Source organism: Chitinophaga sp., from assembly GCF_036566945.1.
In the GTDB taxonomy this organism is placed as follows: Bacteria; Bacteroidota; Bacteroidia; order Chitinophagales; family Chitinophagaceae; genus Chitinophaga.
The window spans coordinates 1-15,738 of the sequence record NZ_DATCVJ010000425.1 but is presented as its reverse complement, the minus strand read 5'-3'; the positions used below and the strand labels follow the sequence as shown (position 1 = coordinate 15,738).

The following is a 15,738-nucleotide window of genomic DNA, read 5'->3' as shown; positions in this document are numbered from 1 at the left end:
CTTCCGGCGGACAAGCCATTAAACTAGTCATCACAGATGCCCGCAACTGTATGGATTCAGTGAGTAAAATTATTACGATTCATCCGACTCCTTTTGTTAAAGCATCAGCCAAACAATCTAAAATATGTGAAGGCAATAATGTAGACCTCAACGCATTGTCTGATGGCACCGTACAATGGCTTTCTTCCAGTACGCTGAATTGTGTTTTCTGCACGGATCCGGTGGCCACACCAGTAACCAGCACACGCTACCTTGTTCAGGCTTCTAACGCCTACGGATGTACGGTATTTGACTCCACCGATGTGGTGGTAGTTCCCAAAGTCAATCTTACTGTCAGCAAGGATACCATGGTTTGCTATGGTTCTTCTATACAAATAAAGGCGACCGGTGCTACCATCTATAACTGGACGCCGGTAACCGGTTTAACTAATAATACCATTGCTGATCCTTTTGCAACACCTGCTACCGACATTACCTACCAGGTAACGGGTACTAACGATGCACTGTGTCCTATGAGTGCGCCGCTCTCCGTTAAAATAGCAGTGAAACCTGTACCTGAAGTAAGCGCAGGTAAAGATCAAACGGTGATGGTGGGCGAAGTGGTACAACTAATGGCCAGTGGCAGCGCAGATGTAGTGAGCTGGAAATGGAGCCCGGATGATTACCTGGATAATACCACTTCTCCTTATGTAACTGCGGCAGTACGTAAACCTATCTCTTACAGCATTACCGGTACTAATCAATATGGTTGCAGGAAAACAGACGTGATGAATATAGACCTCGTGTGCAATACAGATGTAGTATTTATACCGAACACTTTCAGTCCTAATGGCGATGGACAGAATGATATTTTTTATCCGCGCGGAAGAGGCGTCAGCTTTATTAAATCGTTCCGCATTTTCAATCGCTTGGGACAGGAAGTATTTCACCGGGAGCATATCAATATTGATGACATCAGTGCAGGCTGGAATGGCTCCTTTAACGGTAAGCCGCAGGCCTCCGATGTATATATTTATTTCATTGAGGCGTATTGCGATACTAACGAATTTTTCCGTTTGAAAGGCAATGTAACATTACTAAGATAATTATTAACCTGGCTACCATGAAAACCGTATACCGCATATTACTGGCGATAGTTTGCATAACAGGTGCAACACAATTGTATGCACAGGATATACACCTCTCACAGTTCTATGAAACACCTATACTACGCAACCCTGCGCTGATAGGTATTTTCAACGGAGATGTGCGCGTGCAGGCTGTTTACCGTAATCAATGGAACAGTGTCACTGTTCCTTACCAGACAGGCACCGTGAGTGGTGAAATTAAATTCCCGGTAGGTCGTAGCAATGACTACGTAACCACAGGGCTGCAGCTCACGTACGACCGGGCAGGTACGTCCAAATTACAGTCCACGCAAATCTTTCCGGCGATCAACTATCATAAATCACTCAATGAAGATAAAAGTAGTTTTCTGTCTTTAGGCTTTATGGGAGGTTTAGTGCAGCGTCAGTTTGATCCGACCAATATGACCTTCAACAACCAATATACCAGCGGTCGTTTTGATCCAGCGGCGCCTACCGGGGAAGAAGGTAAGCTGGCCTTCAAAGGCTATAGCTACCTGGATGCCGGTGTGGGCCTGAGTTATAACAGTGTAATCGGAGAAGATGTGAATTACTTTATAGGAGCTGGCTTTTTCCATTTTAACCGGGCTAAAATCTCTTTCTACGGGGATCAGAACATTGAGCTGCAACCCAAGCTGACTTTCAATGCTGGTATTACCATTCCCGTAGATGAAAGGGTAAAGGTGATTGCTCACTACAACCAGCTTCATCAGGGCAGTTATTCTGAATACATCGGTGGTGCTTTGATAGGGTATGGTCTCATGGACCAGGGATTAGAATCAACCAGGGCTATTTATGGCGGTCTCTTCCTCAGATGGAACGATGCCATTATTCCTACTATTAAAATAGATATGGATAAGTATGAGGTCGCTATGAGCTATGATACCAATATTTCGAAACTGAGAACCGCCAGTCAGACATTCGGTGGCTTCGAAATATCGCTGGTTTTCAAGGGATTTTTGAACAGTCGGAACTCAACGCTGGAGAGTGTGAACTGTCCCAGATTTTAAATGAATGATAATCAAATGTTTATAAAAAAAGTTGTCAAGCGTTAAAATTTACATAAAAATCGGGGAAATGCTAACAAAATGGCAGGTGGTTTGTTATTTTTATGTAGGACAATAGCACTTAGATGAGCTGAATTTATCAAACAAAAATTAGGAAATATTTGAAAAAAACTTTATTTTTATAATACTATGTGGAAAACCTCTACCCTAATTCTCATAACGGTTTTCAGCTTGCTTTCATTAGTTGGCAAGGCTCAAAGCGAAAAATCCCAACCAGCTCAGGATGGGGGTGTTAAAAACGCGAGTAAGATAGTGAAGTTGTACCCTAATCCTGCTACTACTAATATCAATTTCGTCATTCAACAACACAATAACGATCAGGTGTATGATCTTATTGTATATAATTTTTTAGGAAAGAAAATAGATCAGTTGAAAGGTGTAGGCGCACGTACCACAATGAATTTAGATAATTACTATAATGGTATTTATATTTTTCAGTTGCGTGATCAGCGGGGGAACCTGATAGAGTCAGGAAAATTCAACGTCGTTAAATAGTTACATCTGGCATCAAAATAAAAAAGGAAAAGTCACGATTTACATCGTGACTTTTCCTTTTTATCTTATACTGAAAGTTGATCAGGCTACTTCCACGATCAGGAACTTCAGGTAAGTAGTATTCTCAATATTTCTCAAAATAGGATGATCCTGTGCCTGCGTCTGGAAGGTCACCTGACGCAATCTTTTCTTTGCATCTCTGGCAGCTGCATCAATAGTTTGCAGAAACAAATCCGGTGATACGAGGTTGGTGCAGGAGGCTGTTACCAGGAATCCGCCTGGCTTCAGCAGCTTCATACCACGCAGATTAATTTCTTTATAGCCGGTTACTGCTTTAGAAATGTTTTCGCGACTCTTGGTGAAAGCGGGAGGATCCAATATCACTACATCAAATTTCTTTTCTTCCCGGGTCCATTGTTTCAACTGATCAAATGCATTTACCGCCTGAAACTGGCAGATATCCTGCAGTCCGTTGAGTTCCGCATTTCTGCGGGCAGTCGCAACAGCTGTTTCTGAAATATCCAGTCCCAGTACACTTTTAGCGCCATAAAATCCGGCATGACAGGAGAAAGTACCCGTATAACAGAAAGCTTCCATTACATCTGCGCCTTTCACGATATGCTTAATTTCACGACGGTTATCCTGTTGATCCAGGAAATAGCCGGTCTTCTGGCCATTTACAATATCCACATGAAATTTGAGGCCGTTTTCATTTATAATAAGATTGGTATCGAAAGGGGCACTCAGGAAGCCCTTTTGCTGGGTCATTCCTTCGAGTTCTCTTACCGGCACGTCATTCCTTTCGTAAATACCTTTTGGTGAAAAAATGCGGTTGATAGCATCTACGATAGCATCTTTCCATTTTTCCATGCCCAGGGCCAGCGTTTGGATAACGAAGTAATCATTGAACTTATCGATCACCAGTGCAGGCATGTCATCTGCTTCACCATATACCAGGCGGCAGTTTTCCACATAGCCCAGCTTCTGCCGGTATTCCCAGCATTTCAACAGGCGGCGGTAAAAGAATTCCGGATTTATTTCTTCGCTCTTATCTCGGGTCAGCAGGCGTACCAGTATCTGGGATTGAGGATTTATATAACCACGACCCAGGAAAAAACCTTTATGCGTATATACATCTACAATATCACCGGCATTTACATCTCCTTTTATTTCGGCTACTTCGTTGCCAAAAATCCAGGGATGCCCTTGTAATACCCTGTTTTGTATCTGTTTCTTTAAAAAAACTTTAGTCATTTATTGTATTTCGAGGGGCAAAGGTAGCTATTTAGCGGTTAGCATAGCTGCAATTCTGCCTTTTTGTCGGCTAACCCGCTGTTGGCAAAGAAATTGACTGCTTACCCTCGCAGACAATTATTACTTATTATGACAGAAAACGAAAAAGACATGCAGACAAACGGACAGGCTAACACTGGTAGCGAAAACGAAAAAGGCATGCCAGAAGAAAATATAAGCGATAGTTCAAATACGAATAATGAGTCAGATGAAGTGACAGAGCTGGAGAAGAAAGAACAGGAAGTAAACGAAATACGGGATAAATACCTCAGACTGCAGGCAGAATTTGACAACTATCGCAAACGTACTGCCAGGGAACGTATAGAACTTATGCAAACTGCCAGTAAAGAAGTTATCATATCTTTGCTGGATGTACTGGACGATAGCGAGCGGGCTTCCAAACAATTAGAAAACGCTACAGACTTTGCTGCTGTTAAAGACGGCATCCTGCTGGTGTTTAATAAACTGAAGACAACCCTGCAAGCAAAAGGACTGAAGCCAATGGAGAGTATCCACACCTCATTTGATCCGGATTTACAGGAAGCAATTACGGAAATACCTGCTCCCACACCAGAATTGGTAGGAATGGTAGTAGATGTATTGCAGCCTGGTTATTACCTGAATGACAAATTAATACGTCATGCTAAGGTAATTGTGGGCAAATAAAATGACGATGTGGCATAATCTCTAATGATTGCCTATGCAAAGCTGACGTAAAACAATTTTTTTTACCGAAACAAAAAGCTGGTGCCTGCACCAGCATTAAGTGATTTTTATAATGTCTACCAAGAGAGATTATTACGAAATACTGGTTGTTACCAAATCAGCCTCTCAGGATGAGATTAAAAAGGCTTACCGTAAGGTGGCCATGCAGTTTCACCCTGACCGCAACCCGAACAACAAAGAGGCGGAAGATAAATTCAAAGAAGCAGCTGAAGCTTATGAAGTATTAAGCGATCCTGATAAAAGGGCGCAATACGATCGTTTTGGCCATGCAGGCATGAATGGCAACCGTGGTGGCGGTGGATACGGTGGTGGTGGTATGAACATGGATGACATCTTCTCCAACTTCGGTGACATTTTTGGTAGCGACGATATTTTCGGAAGCTTTTTTGGCGGCGGTGGCGCTCGTGGCGGTGGTGGAAACCGCCGTGGACGTGGCACGCGTGGTTCAAACCTCCGGGTAAAAATCCGTCTCACCTATGAAGAAATCGCTAAAGGTGCCAACAAAAAAATAAAAGTAAAAAAATATGTACCCTGCCAACATTGCGGCGGCCTGGGTGCTAAAGATAAAAACGCATTCCAGTCATGTAACACCTGCGGCGGTTCCGGCCAGGTAAGGAAAGTAACCCAAACTTTCCTCGGACAAATGCAAACCGTTACTACCTGTCCTACCTGTCATGGTGAAGGCCAGATCATCACCAGCAAATGCGGTCACTGTAAAGGTGAAGGTCGCATGTATGGCGAAGAAATGGTAAGCATCGACATCCCGGCAGGCGTACAGGAAGGCATGCAACTGAGCATGAGCGGAAAAGGTAATGCAGGTGAAAGAGGCGGCGCCCCCGGCGATCTGCTCATCCTCATCGAGGAAGAACCACATGCAGAACTCCAACGCGATGGACTCAACGTAGCTTACGATCTGCACATCTCTTTCCCGGATGCAGTATACGGTACCTCCCTGGAAGTACCTACCATTGACGGTAAAGCCAAAATAAAAATCCCAGCCGGTACTCAAAGCGGTAAAATATTCCGACTGAAAGGCAAAGGATTCCCTTCTGTTAATTCCTATGAAAAAGGCGATCAGCTGATTCATGTGAATGTATGGACACCACAAACAGTGACCGCAGAAGAAAAAGAAATGCTCGATAGATTACAGTCTTCCGATAACTTTAAACCTAATCCTGAAAAATCCGAAAAAGGATTTTTTGAGAAAGTAAGGGATATTTTTAGCTGAGCGGAAAGCTGAAAGCATAAAGCTGAAAGCTATTTTAGCGAAGATAAGAGCGAATAACTATTTCGGTATACGCTAATGTCTTCGCTAAAATAGCTTTCAGCTTTATGCTTTCAGCCTTCTGCTTTCATACAACCGAAACCATGGATTCCAAATTGCAAATGTTCGAAAACCGGCTCACGAAAGTATTCCGGCATATTTCCAAACTGGCCAGACGGCAAAATATTACCTGCTACCGGGTATATGATGACGATATCCCTGAGTTTCCCTTCAGCATTGAAATGTATGAAGATCATGTGTACATTGCAGAATACAACCGTAAACACGGCATGGAAGAAGATGCCCACGAAGACTGGCTCGACACCTGCCTGGAACTGATCAGCAAAGTATTGGAAGTACCTCCCAACAAAATTTGGGTGAAACAACGGCAACGCAAAGAAAACAGGAAAAGTCAGTACGAAAAACTCAGCCTGGAAAGTCATATCATGACTGCCTATGAAGCCGGACTTCAATTTAAAGTAAATCTCTCTGATTACCTCGATACCGGCTTATTCCTCGACCATCGCATCACACGCGGTATGGTCAGGGAAGAAGTAAAAGATAAAAAAGTATTGAACCTTTTCTGCTATACCGGATCATTCTCCGTGTATGCAGCCGCTGGTGGCGCCGCAGAAGTAACGTCCGTAGATCTTTCTAAAACCTACCTGTCGTGGGCAGAAGAAAATATGCGCCTCAACGGATTCGATAATCCCAAACATACTTTTGTACATGCAGATGTACTCCAGTATCTCGATACACTGAAACTAAATACCTACGATCTCGTGATCATAGATCCGCCTACGTTTTCCAACAGCAAACGGATGAAGGATTTCCTGGATGTACAACGGGATCACGCGGATATGCTCAATAAAGTATTGCTCGCCACCAAAAAAGATGGCGTCGTGTATTTCAGTAATAACTATCGCAGGTTTGTAATGGAAACGGAGAAAATCAATGCCGCCAGTATCAAGGATATTACCAATCAAACCCTCCCTTTTGATTTTCAGCAGAAGTTAATCAGGAAGTGCTATCGGTTGATAAAATAAGGTGCTAATGCTTTCCTTTACGCGCCATCTTTATCATCTTTAAAAACTCCTCCCGGTAATGACCATTGTCATCACCGAGGGCATTACGTGCAATTTGCAGCACCATGTCTGCATTGCCGGTACCACAGTACGACGATTTACGCAATACCATACCAAATAAAGCAACTGCCGTTGCAAAGCGGCAATCATCGGATGCGTCATCAAATTTTTCCAGGTCCGCAGGAATAATGCCGGGTAAGTACTTTACCACCGTATCCTGCGGATCGCGATAAGTGATGCTCACATGGGCCAGTATTGTATCCGTTGCTACTGCTTCATCCGGCACAATTTCATACAACGCTACGGAGCAATGCCCGCTGCCGATCACTCCTCCACTGTATTCACTTTTGATCGTCGTGTCTGCCGGCAGTATTTTATTTTCATAACCAATAAGCCTATACGATTTCACCAGCGCCGGGTTAAACTGTACTTCTGATTGTACATCGCGGGCAATCGTAAACAGGGTACTGCCGAATTCACGGGCAAATATTTTATTGGCTTCTTCCAGATCATCTATGTAGGCAAAATTACCATTCCCTTTGCTGGACAGGGATTGCAGCTTGGAGTCTTTATAATTTTTCATCCCAAATCCCAGACAGGTGAGGAGTACGCCGCTTTGCTTTTGCTGCAGGATCAGTTGTTCCATTTCCTCATCACTGCTGAGTCCTACGTTGAAATCGCCGTCGGTGGCCAGTATCACGCGGTTATTGCCACCGGGAATATATTGTTGTGTGGCGATGTGGTATGCCATTTTTATAGCGGCTTCGCCAGCGGTAGATCCACCGGCATTCAGGTTATCAATGGCATTAAGAATTTTCTCTTTCTGATCGCCGGCGGTAGCCGGCAAAATAACACCTGGCTGCCCTGCATAGGCTACGATGGCTACTTTATCTGCCGGGCGAAGGTTATTGACCAATATGCGAAAGGCAGCCTGCAATAAAGGTAATTTATTGGGCGTACCCATGGAACCCGAAACATCTATGAGGAAAACGAGGTTACTGGCGGGGAAACTGTCTGTTTCCAGTGCACGTGCCCTGATAGCAATCTGCAACAACCGATGACTTTTTTCCCAGGGACAGGTAGTGTAATGACTGTACAGGGCCATACTCTGCCCGGCTAACGGCAACGGATAATCGTAATGAAAGTAATTGATCATTTCCTCAATCCGTACGGCATCTACCGGCACCGGCTCTTTCAGCCGCAGGAAGCGACGGATATTACTATAGGCAGCTCTGTCTACATCAATGGCGAAGGTGGATAAAGGATGACTGTCTGTCCGGACAAATTTATTTTCGTAGGTAGCCCCGTAAGTTTCATTGTAAAACGAGTGAGTCCCCATGCTGGTATTCCCATAATTCGGATTGCTGCTATGCAGCATTTTAGACCTGGCTTTGGCCATGGCAATGGGGTCCGTATCTTTTCGTACAGGCGATAACGTTATTAGTAGTCTGTCGGATTTACTCACCGTTATCTCTTTGGGCAGATAACCGTTTTGTGTGAGCAATAATTTGGCGGTAGCCGCGGGGATTACAATTTTAAAAAGACCGAAAGCGTTTGTGATCACATGGGTTGTGTCATCCATCACCTTCACCTGTACGCCGGAAACGGGGCGGTGTGATATACTGTCTTCGACCGCTCCCGATACCCAGAATGTTTGCGCTTGCAGCCCATTACCCCAAAATAACAAGAGTAAAAGGAACTTCGGCATGTATTAATATACGATTTTTTTTCACGCAAAGGAGCAAAGCAGCTAAGCAGCAAAGATTATTATTTTATTTCTTTGCTGCTTAACTGCTTTGCTCCTTTGCGTGCCACTACTCAACCAACTGATAAATAGCCGGCAGATTTCTACCCAGGCCATCATAGTCGAGGCCATATCCCAACAGGAACTTATCGGGAACAGAGAAGCCCAGGTAATCAATTTTAATAGGATGTACCATAGCTTCCGGCTTAGTGAGCAGGGAAGCTACAATCAGTTTTTTAGGCTGCTGATGTTCCAGCTGCGGGAGAAACTGACTCATGGTTTTACCGGTATCCACAATATCTTCCAGGATTACCACGGTGCGGCCAAAGAGATCTTCGTCCAAACCGATGGCCTGCACTACGTTACCGGTTGATTTGGTCCCTTTATAAGAGGCCAGTTTAATAAAGGAAATCTCCGCCTCAATAGTGAGGTGCTTAAACATATCTGCGGCAAACATAAATGAGCCATTCAGAATAGCAATAAACAAAGGGCGTTCTCCCTCCAGATCTTTATTCATTTGCTCCGCCATTTCCTTAATACGCTGCTGCAGTTCAGTAGCACCAATATAGGGCTGGAACTGCTTGTCATGCACCTTAATTACCGACATAATACTTCAACATTTCCTTATTTAACAATTATAAGCGGAAAAAGATCACTGCTTATTTATTCACCAACAGACGCTGTCCGATTTTGATATCGAAGCCCTGCAAATTATTCCATTCCTGTATTTGTGTAACTGACTTGTTATACATTTTGGCAATACCATACAATGTTTCCTTGGGTTGCACATCATGGTACTGTGATCCTGCCTTCTGCACAGGTGCAGGGGCTGGTTTAGGCGTAGCCGGAGCTGGCGCTGGTTGTGGCATAGAAGCCTTGGGAGTAGCGGTGCTACCGGAAGTAGTTACATCTCCTACTTTCTTCAGGTCTTCTATCATGGCTACCGGTACACCGCCCTTAGGCTGCTGGGCTGGTTTGGTTTCCGGTACTGCTGTAGGGCCGGAAGCATTTTTGGCCACTTCTTCTTTCATGCCTTCCAGGGCCTTACGCGGAGAAAAATCTTCCGGCGGTTCCTGGTCTTCATCTTTCACTACCCTGGTATTTTTGGCTAAGCGAGGCGCATTGCTGGCAAAACCATCCAATGTTAACCGCTGTCCGGCGGCGGGCTCTTCTCCTTCATTCATTTTATTACGACGGCGCAGCCATCTGAGTTGTATCCCTTCTGCCTGGGCTACATCATGCATGGTTTCACCATTGACTACCGGATGAAATTCTTTACTACCCCGCTTACTTTTCTTTTGGAGGAAGATGATCATGTCCTTTGCAGGCGGATTATCATTTTCCAGATCATTGTAGCGAACCAGTTTGCGGAGGCGCATATTACGCTGATCGGCCACCTGGATCAGGGAAGTGCCGGCCTTTACATAAACGGCTTTATGGCCATTGATTTCAAATATGCCTTTCGGATAATTACCGGCTACCGGCTTCGTGCGATTACTTTTTCCGGAAGATGCCTTGCTTTCCTGTTTAGGAGTTACCTCATCATACAGTGTTTTATCTATCGCTACATCAGCGCTGCCAGGCGCAGCTTTCCCCATAGCAATCAACGTATATTGCTGCAGGTTATAGTCTTCAATAACCTTGATCAGCTGCTGTGGGTAGGTTTTATTAGTAGCATATCCGGCCTGTTTCAATCCAAATGCCCAGGATTTATAATCATCTCCATCAAATTGGAAAAGAAAAGCATAACGGGGGTTATTATGGAGAAAATCGGAATGATCCCGATAGGAATCGCGCGCTGTTTCATATACCCGGAAGCACTCCTGGGCGGCGTCATCATCGTATTTAATCGTTTTGCCGGTCCAGGTATTCTTACATTTAATACCAAAGTGGTTATTAGATTGTAAACACAAGGTGCCGTTGCCTGACTGTGTTTCTATAATACCCTGCGCCAGTTTAATGGCGGCGGGCACGCCGGAACGGCGCATTTCCTCAATGGCTAAGTTTTTATAGGTGGCAATATACTGCGGAGTGGTCATAGACTGACCCTGCAGCATGGAAACGAAGCCAATAAGAAAACTGACTACCAATAAGAATTTTCTTACTTGCATGTATTTTCGGATTTAATGGGCAATTTATTTCTTCCTGATCATCAGGACACCATCACGGATGGTGAGTAATACTTGTTCCGCACGATCATCCGCCAACACTTTCTCACAAAAACGGACCATAGCCTTCGCCTGGCGGCCCTGCTCATTTTCGGGGGCCAGCACCTGTCCATGATACAGTACATTGTCTGCCAGGATAAATCCGCCAGGACGTAATTTATCCCATACCTGGTCGTAATAATGCTCATAGCCCGACTTGTCTGCATCAATAAACACCAGGTCAAATATTTCATCCAGTTGTTCAATGATATCGGCCGCTTTTCCTATGTGCATCTTTATTTTATCTGCTTGTCCACTTGCCTTAAAATATGTATGACAAAGGGTTTCCAGTTCTTCATTGATATCTACTGTATGCAAAATGCCGTCTGTGGTAAGACCGGCAGCCAGGCAAATCGCAGAATATCCGGTATACGTGCCCAGTTCCAGGATGCGGCGTGGTTGAATCATATGACTCATCATACTCAGAAATTTTCCCTGTACCTGCCCGCTTAACATATGAGGCAGCGCTACTTTCAGATATGTTTCCCGGTTCAACTGATACATCAGTTCACTTTCCGGGCTGGTATATTTTTCTGCATATGCCTCTACTGCTACCGGGATGAGCTCCATATATTAAAATATTAGAATTTCTGCAAAGCTAAGGAAAAAGCAGAAGGCTGAAAGCAAAAAGCTGAAAGCTATTACTGCGGATGATTATCTGGAATGACCGCTTAATATATACATAAACGTTACCTACCTGGTTTTTATTCTGGCTAAAAGAATAAAGCAAAAAGCTATTATTGCGGATACCCATACAGGTTAGTCATCCGCTATAATAGCTTTTTGCTTTCTGCTTTAAGCTTTGAGCTTTGAGCTTTGAGCTTTGAGCTTTAAGCTGCTATCAGAAGTTTGGTCTTAATTTATTGGTTGTATAGAAAACGCGGAAGTATTCCACTACTTCTTCTGCTGTATCAAACAATTGCAGCAGATCGAGGTCCTGTGGATTAATATTGCTTTCTTTTTCCATCATCACGTTGCGTATCCAGTCCAGCAAGCCGCTCCAATACTCACGGCCTACCAGCACCATCGGGGTTTCTTCCATTTTCCGGGTTTGAATCAGGGTGGCTACCTCGAAAAATTCATCCATGGTACCAAAACCGCCTGGCATCATCACAAATCCCTGGGAGTATTTGGTGAACATTACTTTTCGAACGAAGAAATAGTCGAAGTGCAGGCTGTTTTCCGGGTCAATAAACACATTCGGGTGTTGTTCGTGCGGGAGAGAGATGTTGGCTCCCACTGACTTTCCGTGTGCAGCCTGTGCGCCTTTGTTGGCTGCTTCCATTACACCGGGGCCGCCACCGGTAATAATACCGAAGCCCTCTTCGGCCAGTTTTGTGGATATTTCCTGGGCCAGATCATAATAACGGTTGCCCGGCTTTGTACGTGCTGAACCAAATATGGATATACAGGGACCTATTTTTGCCAGCTTCTCAAAGCCCTCAACAAACTCGGCCATAATTTTGAATATCTGCCAGCTGGAATGCGCCCTCGTTTCCGTCCAGTCCCTTTCTTTAAGATTCTTTATACTGCTGTTCATGCGATTACTTTTTATTATACCATAAAACACCTTCCACCTGCATGCACGTGGAATAATGTAATTTATATAATAATTGGCTTACAGGCGCTGCATTAAAAACAAAAAAGCAGGTAACTATAAAGAAACCTGCTTTACATTTAACACGTTATGAACGTGCAGCGATGTTTAAAAAACACCGCCGCAGAAACGTTGCTAATGCTGGCAATTAAAAATAAATATTGTTGAAAATGATTCGAGTGCTACTATCGTTTTAATCAACAGGTGTTCTCATAACGCTTAATCTGAATTTAATTTATTAATTATTTGAGCAATAACCTAATTTAAATTTATCCAGCGTACGCAAAGTAACAACCGATTGCTTTTGGGGAAGCAGAAAGCTAAAAGCATAAAGCAAAAAGCTATTGAGGCGAAGGACAAAGGGCGATAAAAGGAGTCAATACCCGCTCAGTTCATTTGCTACAATAGCTTTATGCTTTATGCTTTATGCTACAATTTCCTGCGCCAGTCCAAACGACAACGTCATTCCGGCACCGCCCATTCCATTTACGATCGTTACATTCTTTTCAGGAGAAAATACCAGGTCCATTTCTCCATTGGTCAATTTTGGATAGATGCCATGCCATTGTTCCTGTATAGTATAGGTAGGCGCCTGCAGGAAGGTATGCATATATTTCAGGATCAGGTCATTGATAAATGCTTTATCAAATGGTTCGAAATCCGGACCATATTCATGAGAATCACCGATAGAGAGTTCACCGGCGCCATTCTGAGAAATCAGCAAATGAATACCCCATTTCACATACTCGGGCATTTCTTCGGCAAATCGTTGCTTCAGTGGCACCAATGCTTCACAGCTATCAAACGCGGAATAATGCGCCAGGGTTAATCCTGCGCACAGTGCCGGCCCCAGTTGCCAGTTGCCTGGTTGAGGAATGGTACGCATCATTTGCAGTTTGCACTTTTTCAACGGCGCTGCCGCAAACTCAGCAGGATAAAGCGTTTCAAAGTCGGCGCCACTACATACAAACACTTCGGCTACTTTCCATTTTTCTTCCCGTGTTTCGATGTAGGGCATATTGATGCCATTTACAGCGGTACTAAAACGAATGGTCACATTCATTTTTTCTTCGAGGTGCCTGGCGATGGCAGCACTGGCCTGACGCGGGTTGACGGTCATTTCAGAAGAGCTCCACATGGCGCCTTTTAATCCGGCCGTTTTAACCGCCTGTGTATATTTCCCTATCTGAGCAGCTGTCAGCAATTCCACGTTGTAACCATTGCCGGGAGCTGCCTGTGCAAATTCTTCCAGCACGGCCAGTTCATCTTTTTCATAGGCCAGGTGCAAGGAGCCTGTTTCCTGGCATTGCAGGCCGGTGGCCGCGGCCAGCTCTTTCCAGGTAGCCCGGCTACGCATAGCGCGGTCATACATTTTTCCGGCGGTTTGTCCTACTGGCCATACCAGCCCGAAGTTACGGATCGAGGCACTGATGGCTTTACTGTTCCGTTCAAATAAAACGACTTTTTTTCCCTTCGCTGCCAGGTGGTAAGCCATTGCTAAACCCACAATACCAGCGCCTATTACAGCTACATCTGCCTGTTGTTGTTGCATGCTATGAAAAATGTATAGTATTAAAAAATGGAGAGCAGTTCATCCAGTGTAGCCACTAAATGTGTGTGCGGACCTTTTTCCAGTTCTTCGCGGGTATAGGCGCCGGTGGTAACACCTATCACATAACGGCATCCTGCGTTGGTGCCTTCTTCCAGGTCAGAAATGGTATCACCGGTTTTAGCGACCGACTGTATACTGCGAATTTCCAGTTCTTCCATAATCCGGTAAATCATATACGGATAAGGACGACCAAAAGGCACCTCATCACTGGTGGCTACGGCATCTATCAATCCGTTTTTCTGCCAGCCTACCCGCTCCAGGATTACATCGGTAATAGCACGATCAAAACCTGTATCCAGCGCCACTTTGATACCCTTTGCTTTTAACTCGGTAAATACGGCGGATACCCCTTCTTTTTCACGTACAGCAGGATTGGTCGCATAATATGATTTCATATCTTCCACAAAACGACCATGCAACTGACTGATAAATGCATCGTCACTATAACGGCTATCCTGTTTTTGCTGCAACAGGTAACGGATGGCATATGGCTTAGCATATCCCATTACTTCATTTACTTCCTCTACAGTTACAGAAACGCCCGCCAGCTGAACGGTTTGCTGTAATACTTTCGCCACATTGGACTCATCATGCAGGGTAGTACCCGCAATGTCAAAAACAACTAATGCTATTCCCATCTTGCCAGATTATTAATATGCCGCAAAGATAGGATGGCCAGTAAATAAAGTTTAGCATTTATAAACATTTAACATGCGGATAATATTGCCGCAAGATACCCGCCACCAAAAAAGAAAGCCGGATCATCTGTTGAACAAATGATCCGGCTTTATCAGTAATATGTCTACCTGAAAACTCAGTAAAATGTGATATTATTTAAAATCCTATACCCGCACCCAATCTGTATATCAGGCTATTATTATAAGGAGAACGGTTATCCTGCAATACGTCATACAAAATTGAAATGCCAATACCTACTCTTCCCCCAACGCTTTGCGTATAACCAGCACCTATCAGTAAGCTGGGAACCCCATAATTGGATTTAAAGGTTTGTTTTTCATCATTGTTATTACCTGAATAATAAGTTGTGGACTGTGAGATGAAATTATATTCCGGCTGAATATGTACAAACAGCATAGGTAGCGGATATACACGCCCCCATACACCACCACCAAAAATGGTATACTTATCACGCTGACTGGTTACACCGGTATAATAATCACGGGATCTGTATTGTCCGTACTGCGCGTTTACATTAAGACCCGCAGCGATGTATTGTGTGAAACGGTAACCCACCAGCGGAGAAATGTCTACATTGGTATAATCTCCAAACACTACTCCCAGAGAACCTCCCAGTATCAGCTTAGAAGGATCAAATCCTTTATGCGTAAGCGTATCTGTTTTATAGTATTGGGCATGCGCCATCTGCACAGCAGCCAGGAAGAAAAAACATATCAATAAACGTTTCATGTTCAGATTTATTAAGTTTAACTATTTCCCGGAAGAAAAGTTTAACAATCAAAAATTTTACCCCGGTTTAATATATTCTTCGGATCAAAGATCTGC

At 44.1% G+C, this 15,738-nt stretch carries 15 protein-coding genes; 6 read left to right on the top strand and 9 right to left on the bottom strand.

Translation table 11 applies throughout. From position 1 onward, the window contains the following. The 3 genes from VIP81_RS12760 to VIP81_RS12750 all read left to right on the top strand — a co-directional run. On the top strand, window positions 1-1,085 hold a 1,085-nt coding region (locus tag VIP81_RS12760; protein WP_331960911.1), incomplete at its 5' end, for a gliding motility-associated C-terminal domain-containing protein. Window positions 1,086-1,102: 17 nt separating this feature from the next. Continuing rightward, on the top strand, window positions 1,103-2,134 hold the full coding sequence (locus tag VIP81_RS12755; protein WP_331960908.1) for a PorP/SprF family type IX secretion system membrane protein: 1,032 nt from the start codon (window positions 1,103-1,105) through the stop codon (window positions 2,132-2,134). 309 nt (window positions 2,135-2,443) lie between these two features. Next, entirely contained in the window at window positions 2,444-2,686 is a 243-nt protein-coding gene (locus VIP81_RS12750) for a T9SS type A sorting domain-containing protein (RefSeq protein ID WP_331960905.1), read from the top strand. A gap of 81 nt (window positions 2,687-2,767) precedes the next feature. On the opposite strand, the gene VIP81_RS12745 is transcribed toward VIP81_RS12750, so the two are convergent. Then, window positions 2,768-3,940, bottom strand: a complete 1,173-nt coding sequence (locus tag VIP81_RS12745; protein ID WP_331960902.1) for a class I SAM-dependent rRNA methyltransferase — start codon at window positions 3,938-3,940, stop codon at window positions 2,768-2,770. Between the two features lie 129 nt (window positions 3,941-4,069). On the opposite strand from VIP81_RS12745, the gene VIP81_RS12740 reads away from it, so the two are divergent. The 3 genes from VIP81_RS12740 to VIP81_RS12730 all read left to right on the top strand — a co-directional run bounded on the left by VIP81_RS12740 (window position 4,070) and on the right by VIP81_RS12730 (window position 7,015). Next, the gene (locus tag VIP81_RS12740) at window positions 4,070-4,645 is read left to right on the top strand and encodes a nucleotide exchange factor GrpE (RefSeq protein WP_331960899.1); all 576 of its coding nucleotides are present in this window, start codon (window positions 4,070-4,072) and stop codon (window positions 4,643-4,645) included. A gap of 112 nt (window positions 4,646-4,757) precedes the next feature. After that, the gene (gene dnaJ, locus VIP81_RS12735; protein WP_331960896.1) at window positions 4,758-5,933 is read left to right on the top strand and encodes a molecular chaperone DnaJ; all 1,176 of its coding nucleotides are present in this window, start codon (window positions 4,758-4,760) and stop codon (window positions 5,931-5,933) included. A gap of 140 nt (window positions 5,934-6,073) precedes the next feature. Continuing rightward, window positions 6,074-7,015 (top strand): class I SAM-dependent methyltransferase, encoded by a 942-nt coding sequence (locus VIP81_RS12730; protein WP_331960893.1) that lies wholly within the window; start codon window positions 6,074-6,076, stop codon window positions 7,013-7,015. Window positions 7,016-7,019: 4 nt separating this feature from the next. On the opposite strand, the gene VIP81_RS12725 is transcribed toward VIP81_RS12730, so the two are convergent. The 8 genes from VIP81_RS12725 to VIP81_RS12690 all read right to left on the bottom strand — a co-directional run bounded on the left by VIP81_RS12725 (window position 7,020) and on the right by VIP81_RS12690 (window position 15,642). Continuing rightward, a complete protein-coding gene (locus VIP81_RS12725) occupies window positions 7,020-8,762 on the bottom strand; it encodes a YfbK domain-containing protein (protein ID WP_331960890.1) in 1,743 nt (580 codons plus the stop codon). A 106-nt stretch (window positions 8,763-8,868) separates the two neighbouring features. Next, window positions 8,869-9,405 (bottom strand): hypoxanthine phosphoribosyltransferase, encoded by a 537-nt coding sequence (gene hpt / locus VIP81_RS12720; protein WP_331960887.1) that lies wholly within the window; start codon window positions 9,403-9,405, stop codon window positions 8,869-8,871. A 52-nt stretch (window positions 9,406-9,457) separates the two neighbouring features. After that, window positions 9,458-10,909, bottom strand: a complete 1,452-nt coding sequence (locus VIP81_RS12715) for a glucosaminidase domain-containing protein (RefSeq protein WP_331960884.1) — start codon at window positions 10,907-10,909, stop codon at window positions 9,458-9,460. Between the two features lie 24 nt (window positions 10,910-10,933). Continuing rightward, a complete protein-coding gene (locus tag VIP81_RS12710; protein ID WP_331960881.1) occupies window positions 10,934-11,575 on the bottom strand; it encodes an O-methyltransferase in 642 nt (213 codons plus the stop codon). A gap of 271 nt (window positions 11,576-11,846) precedes the next feature. Next, on the bottom strand, window positions 11,847-12,545 hold the full coding sequence (locus VIP81_RS12705) for a TIGR00730 family Rossman fold protein (RefSeq protein ID WP_331960878.1): 699 nt from the start codon (window positions 12,543-12,545) through the stop codon (window positions 11,847-11,849). A gap of 481 nt (window positions 12,546-13,026) precedes the next feature. Beyond that, window positions 13,027-14,154, bottom strand: a complete 1,128-nt coding sequence (locus tag VIP81_RS12700; protein WP_331960875.1) for a TIGR03364 family FAD-dependent oxidoreductase — start codon at window positions 14,152-14,154, stop codon at window positions 13,027-13,029. A 20-nt stretch (window positions 14,155-14,174) separates the two neighbouring features. After that, window positions 14,175-14,852, bottom strand: coding sequence for a phosphonatase-like hydrolase (locus VIP81_RS12695; RefSeq protein ID WP_331960870.1), 678 nt, complete (start codon window positions 14,850-14,852; stop codon window positions 14,175-14,177). 196 nt (window positions 14,853-15,048) lie between these two features. Then, window positions 15,049-15,642, bottom strand: a complete 594-nt coding sequence (locus VIP81_RS12690; protein WP_331960867.1) for a hypothetical protein — start codon at window positions 15,640-15,642, stop codon at window positions 15,049-15,051. Between the last annotated feature and the right edge of the window lie 96 nt (window positions 15,643-15,738).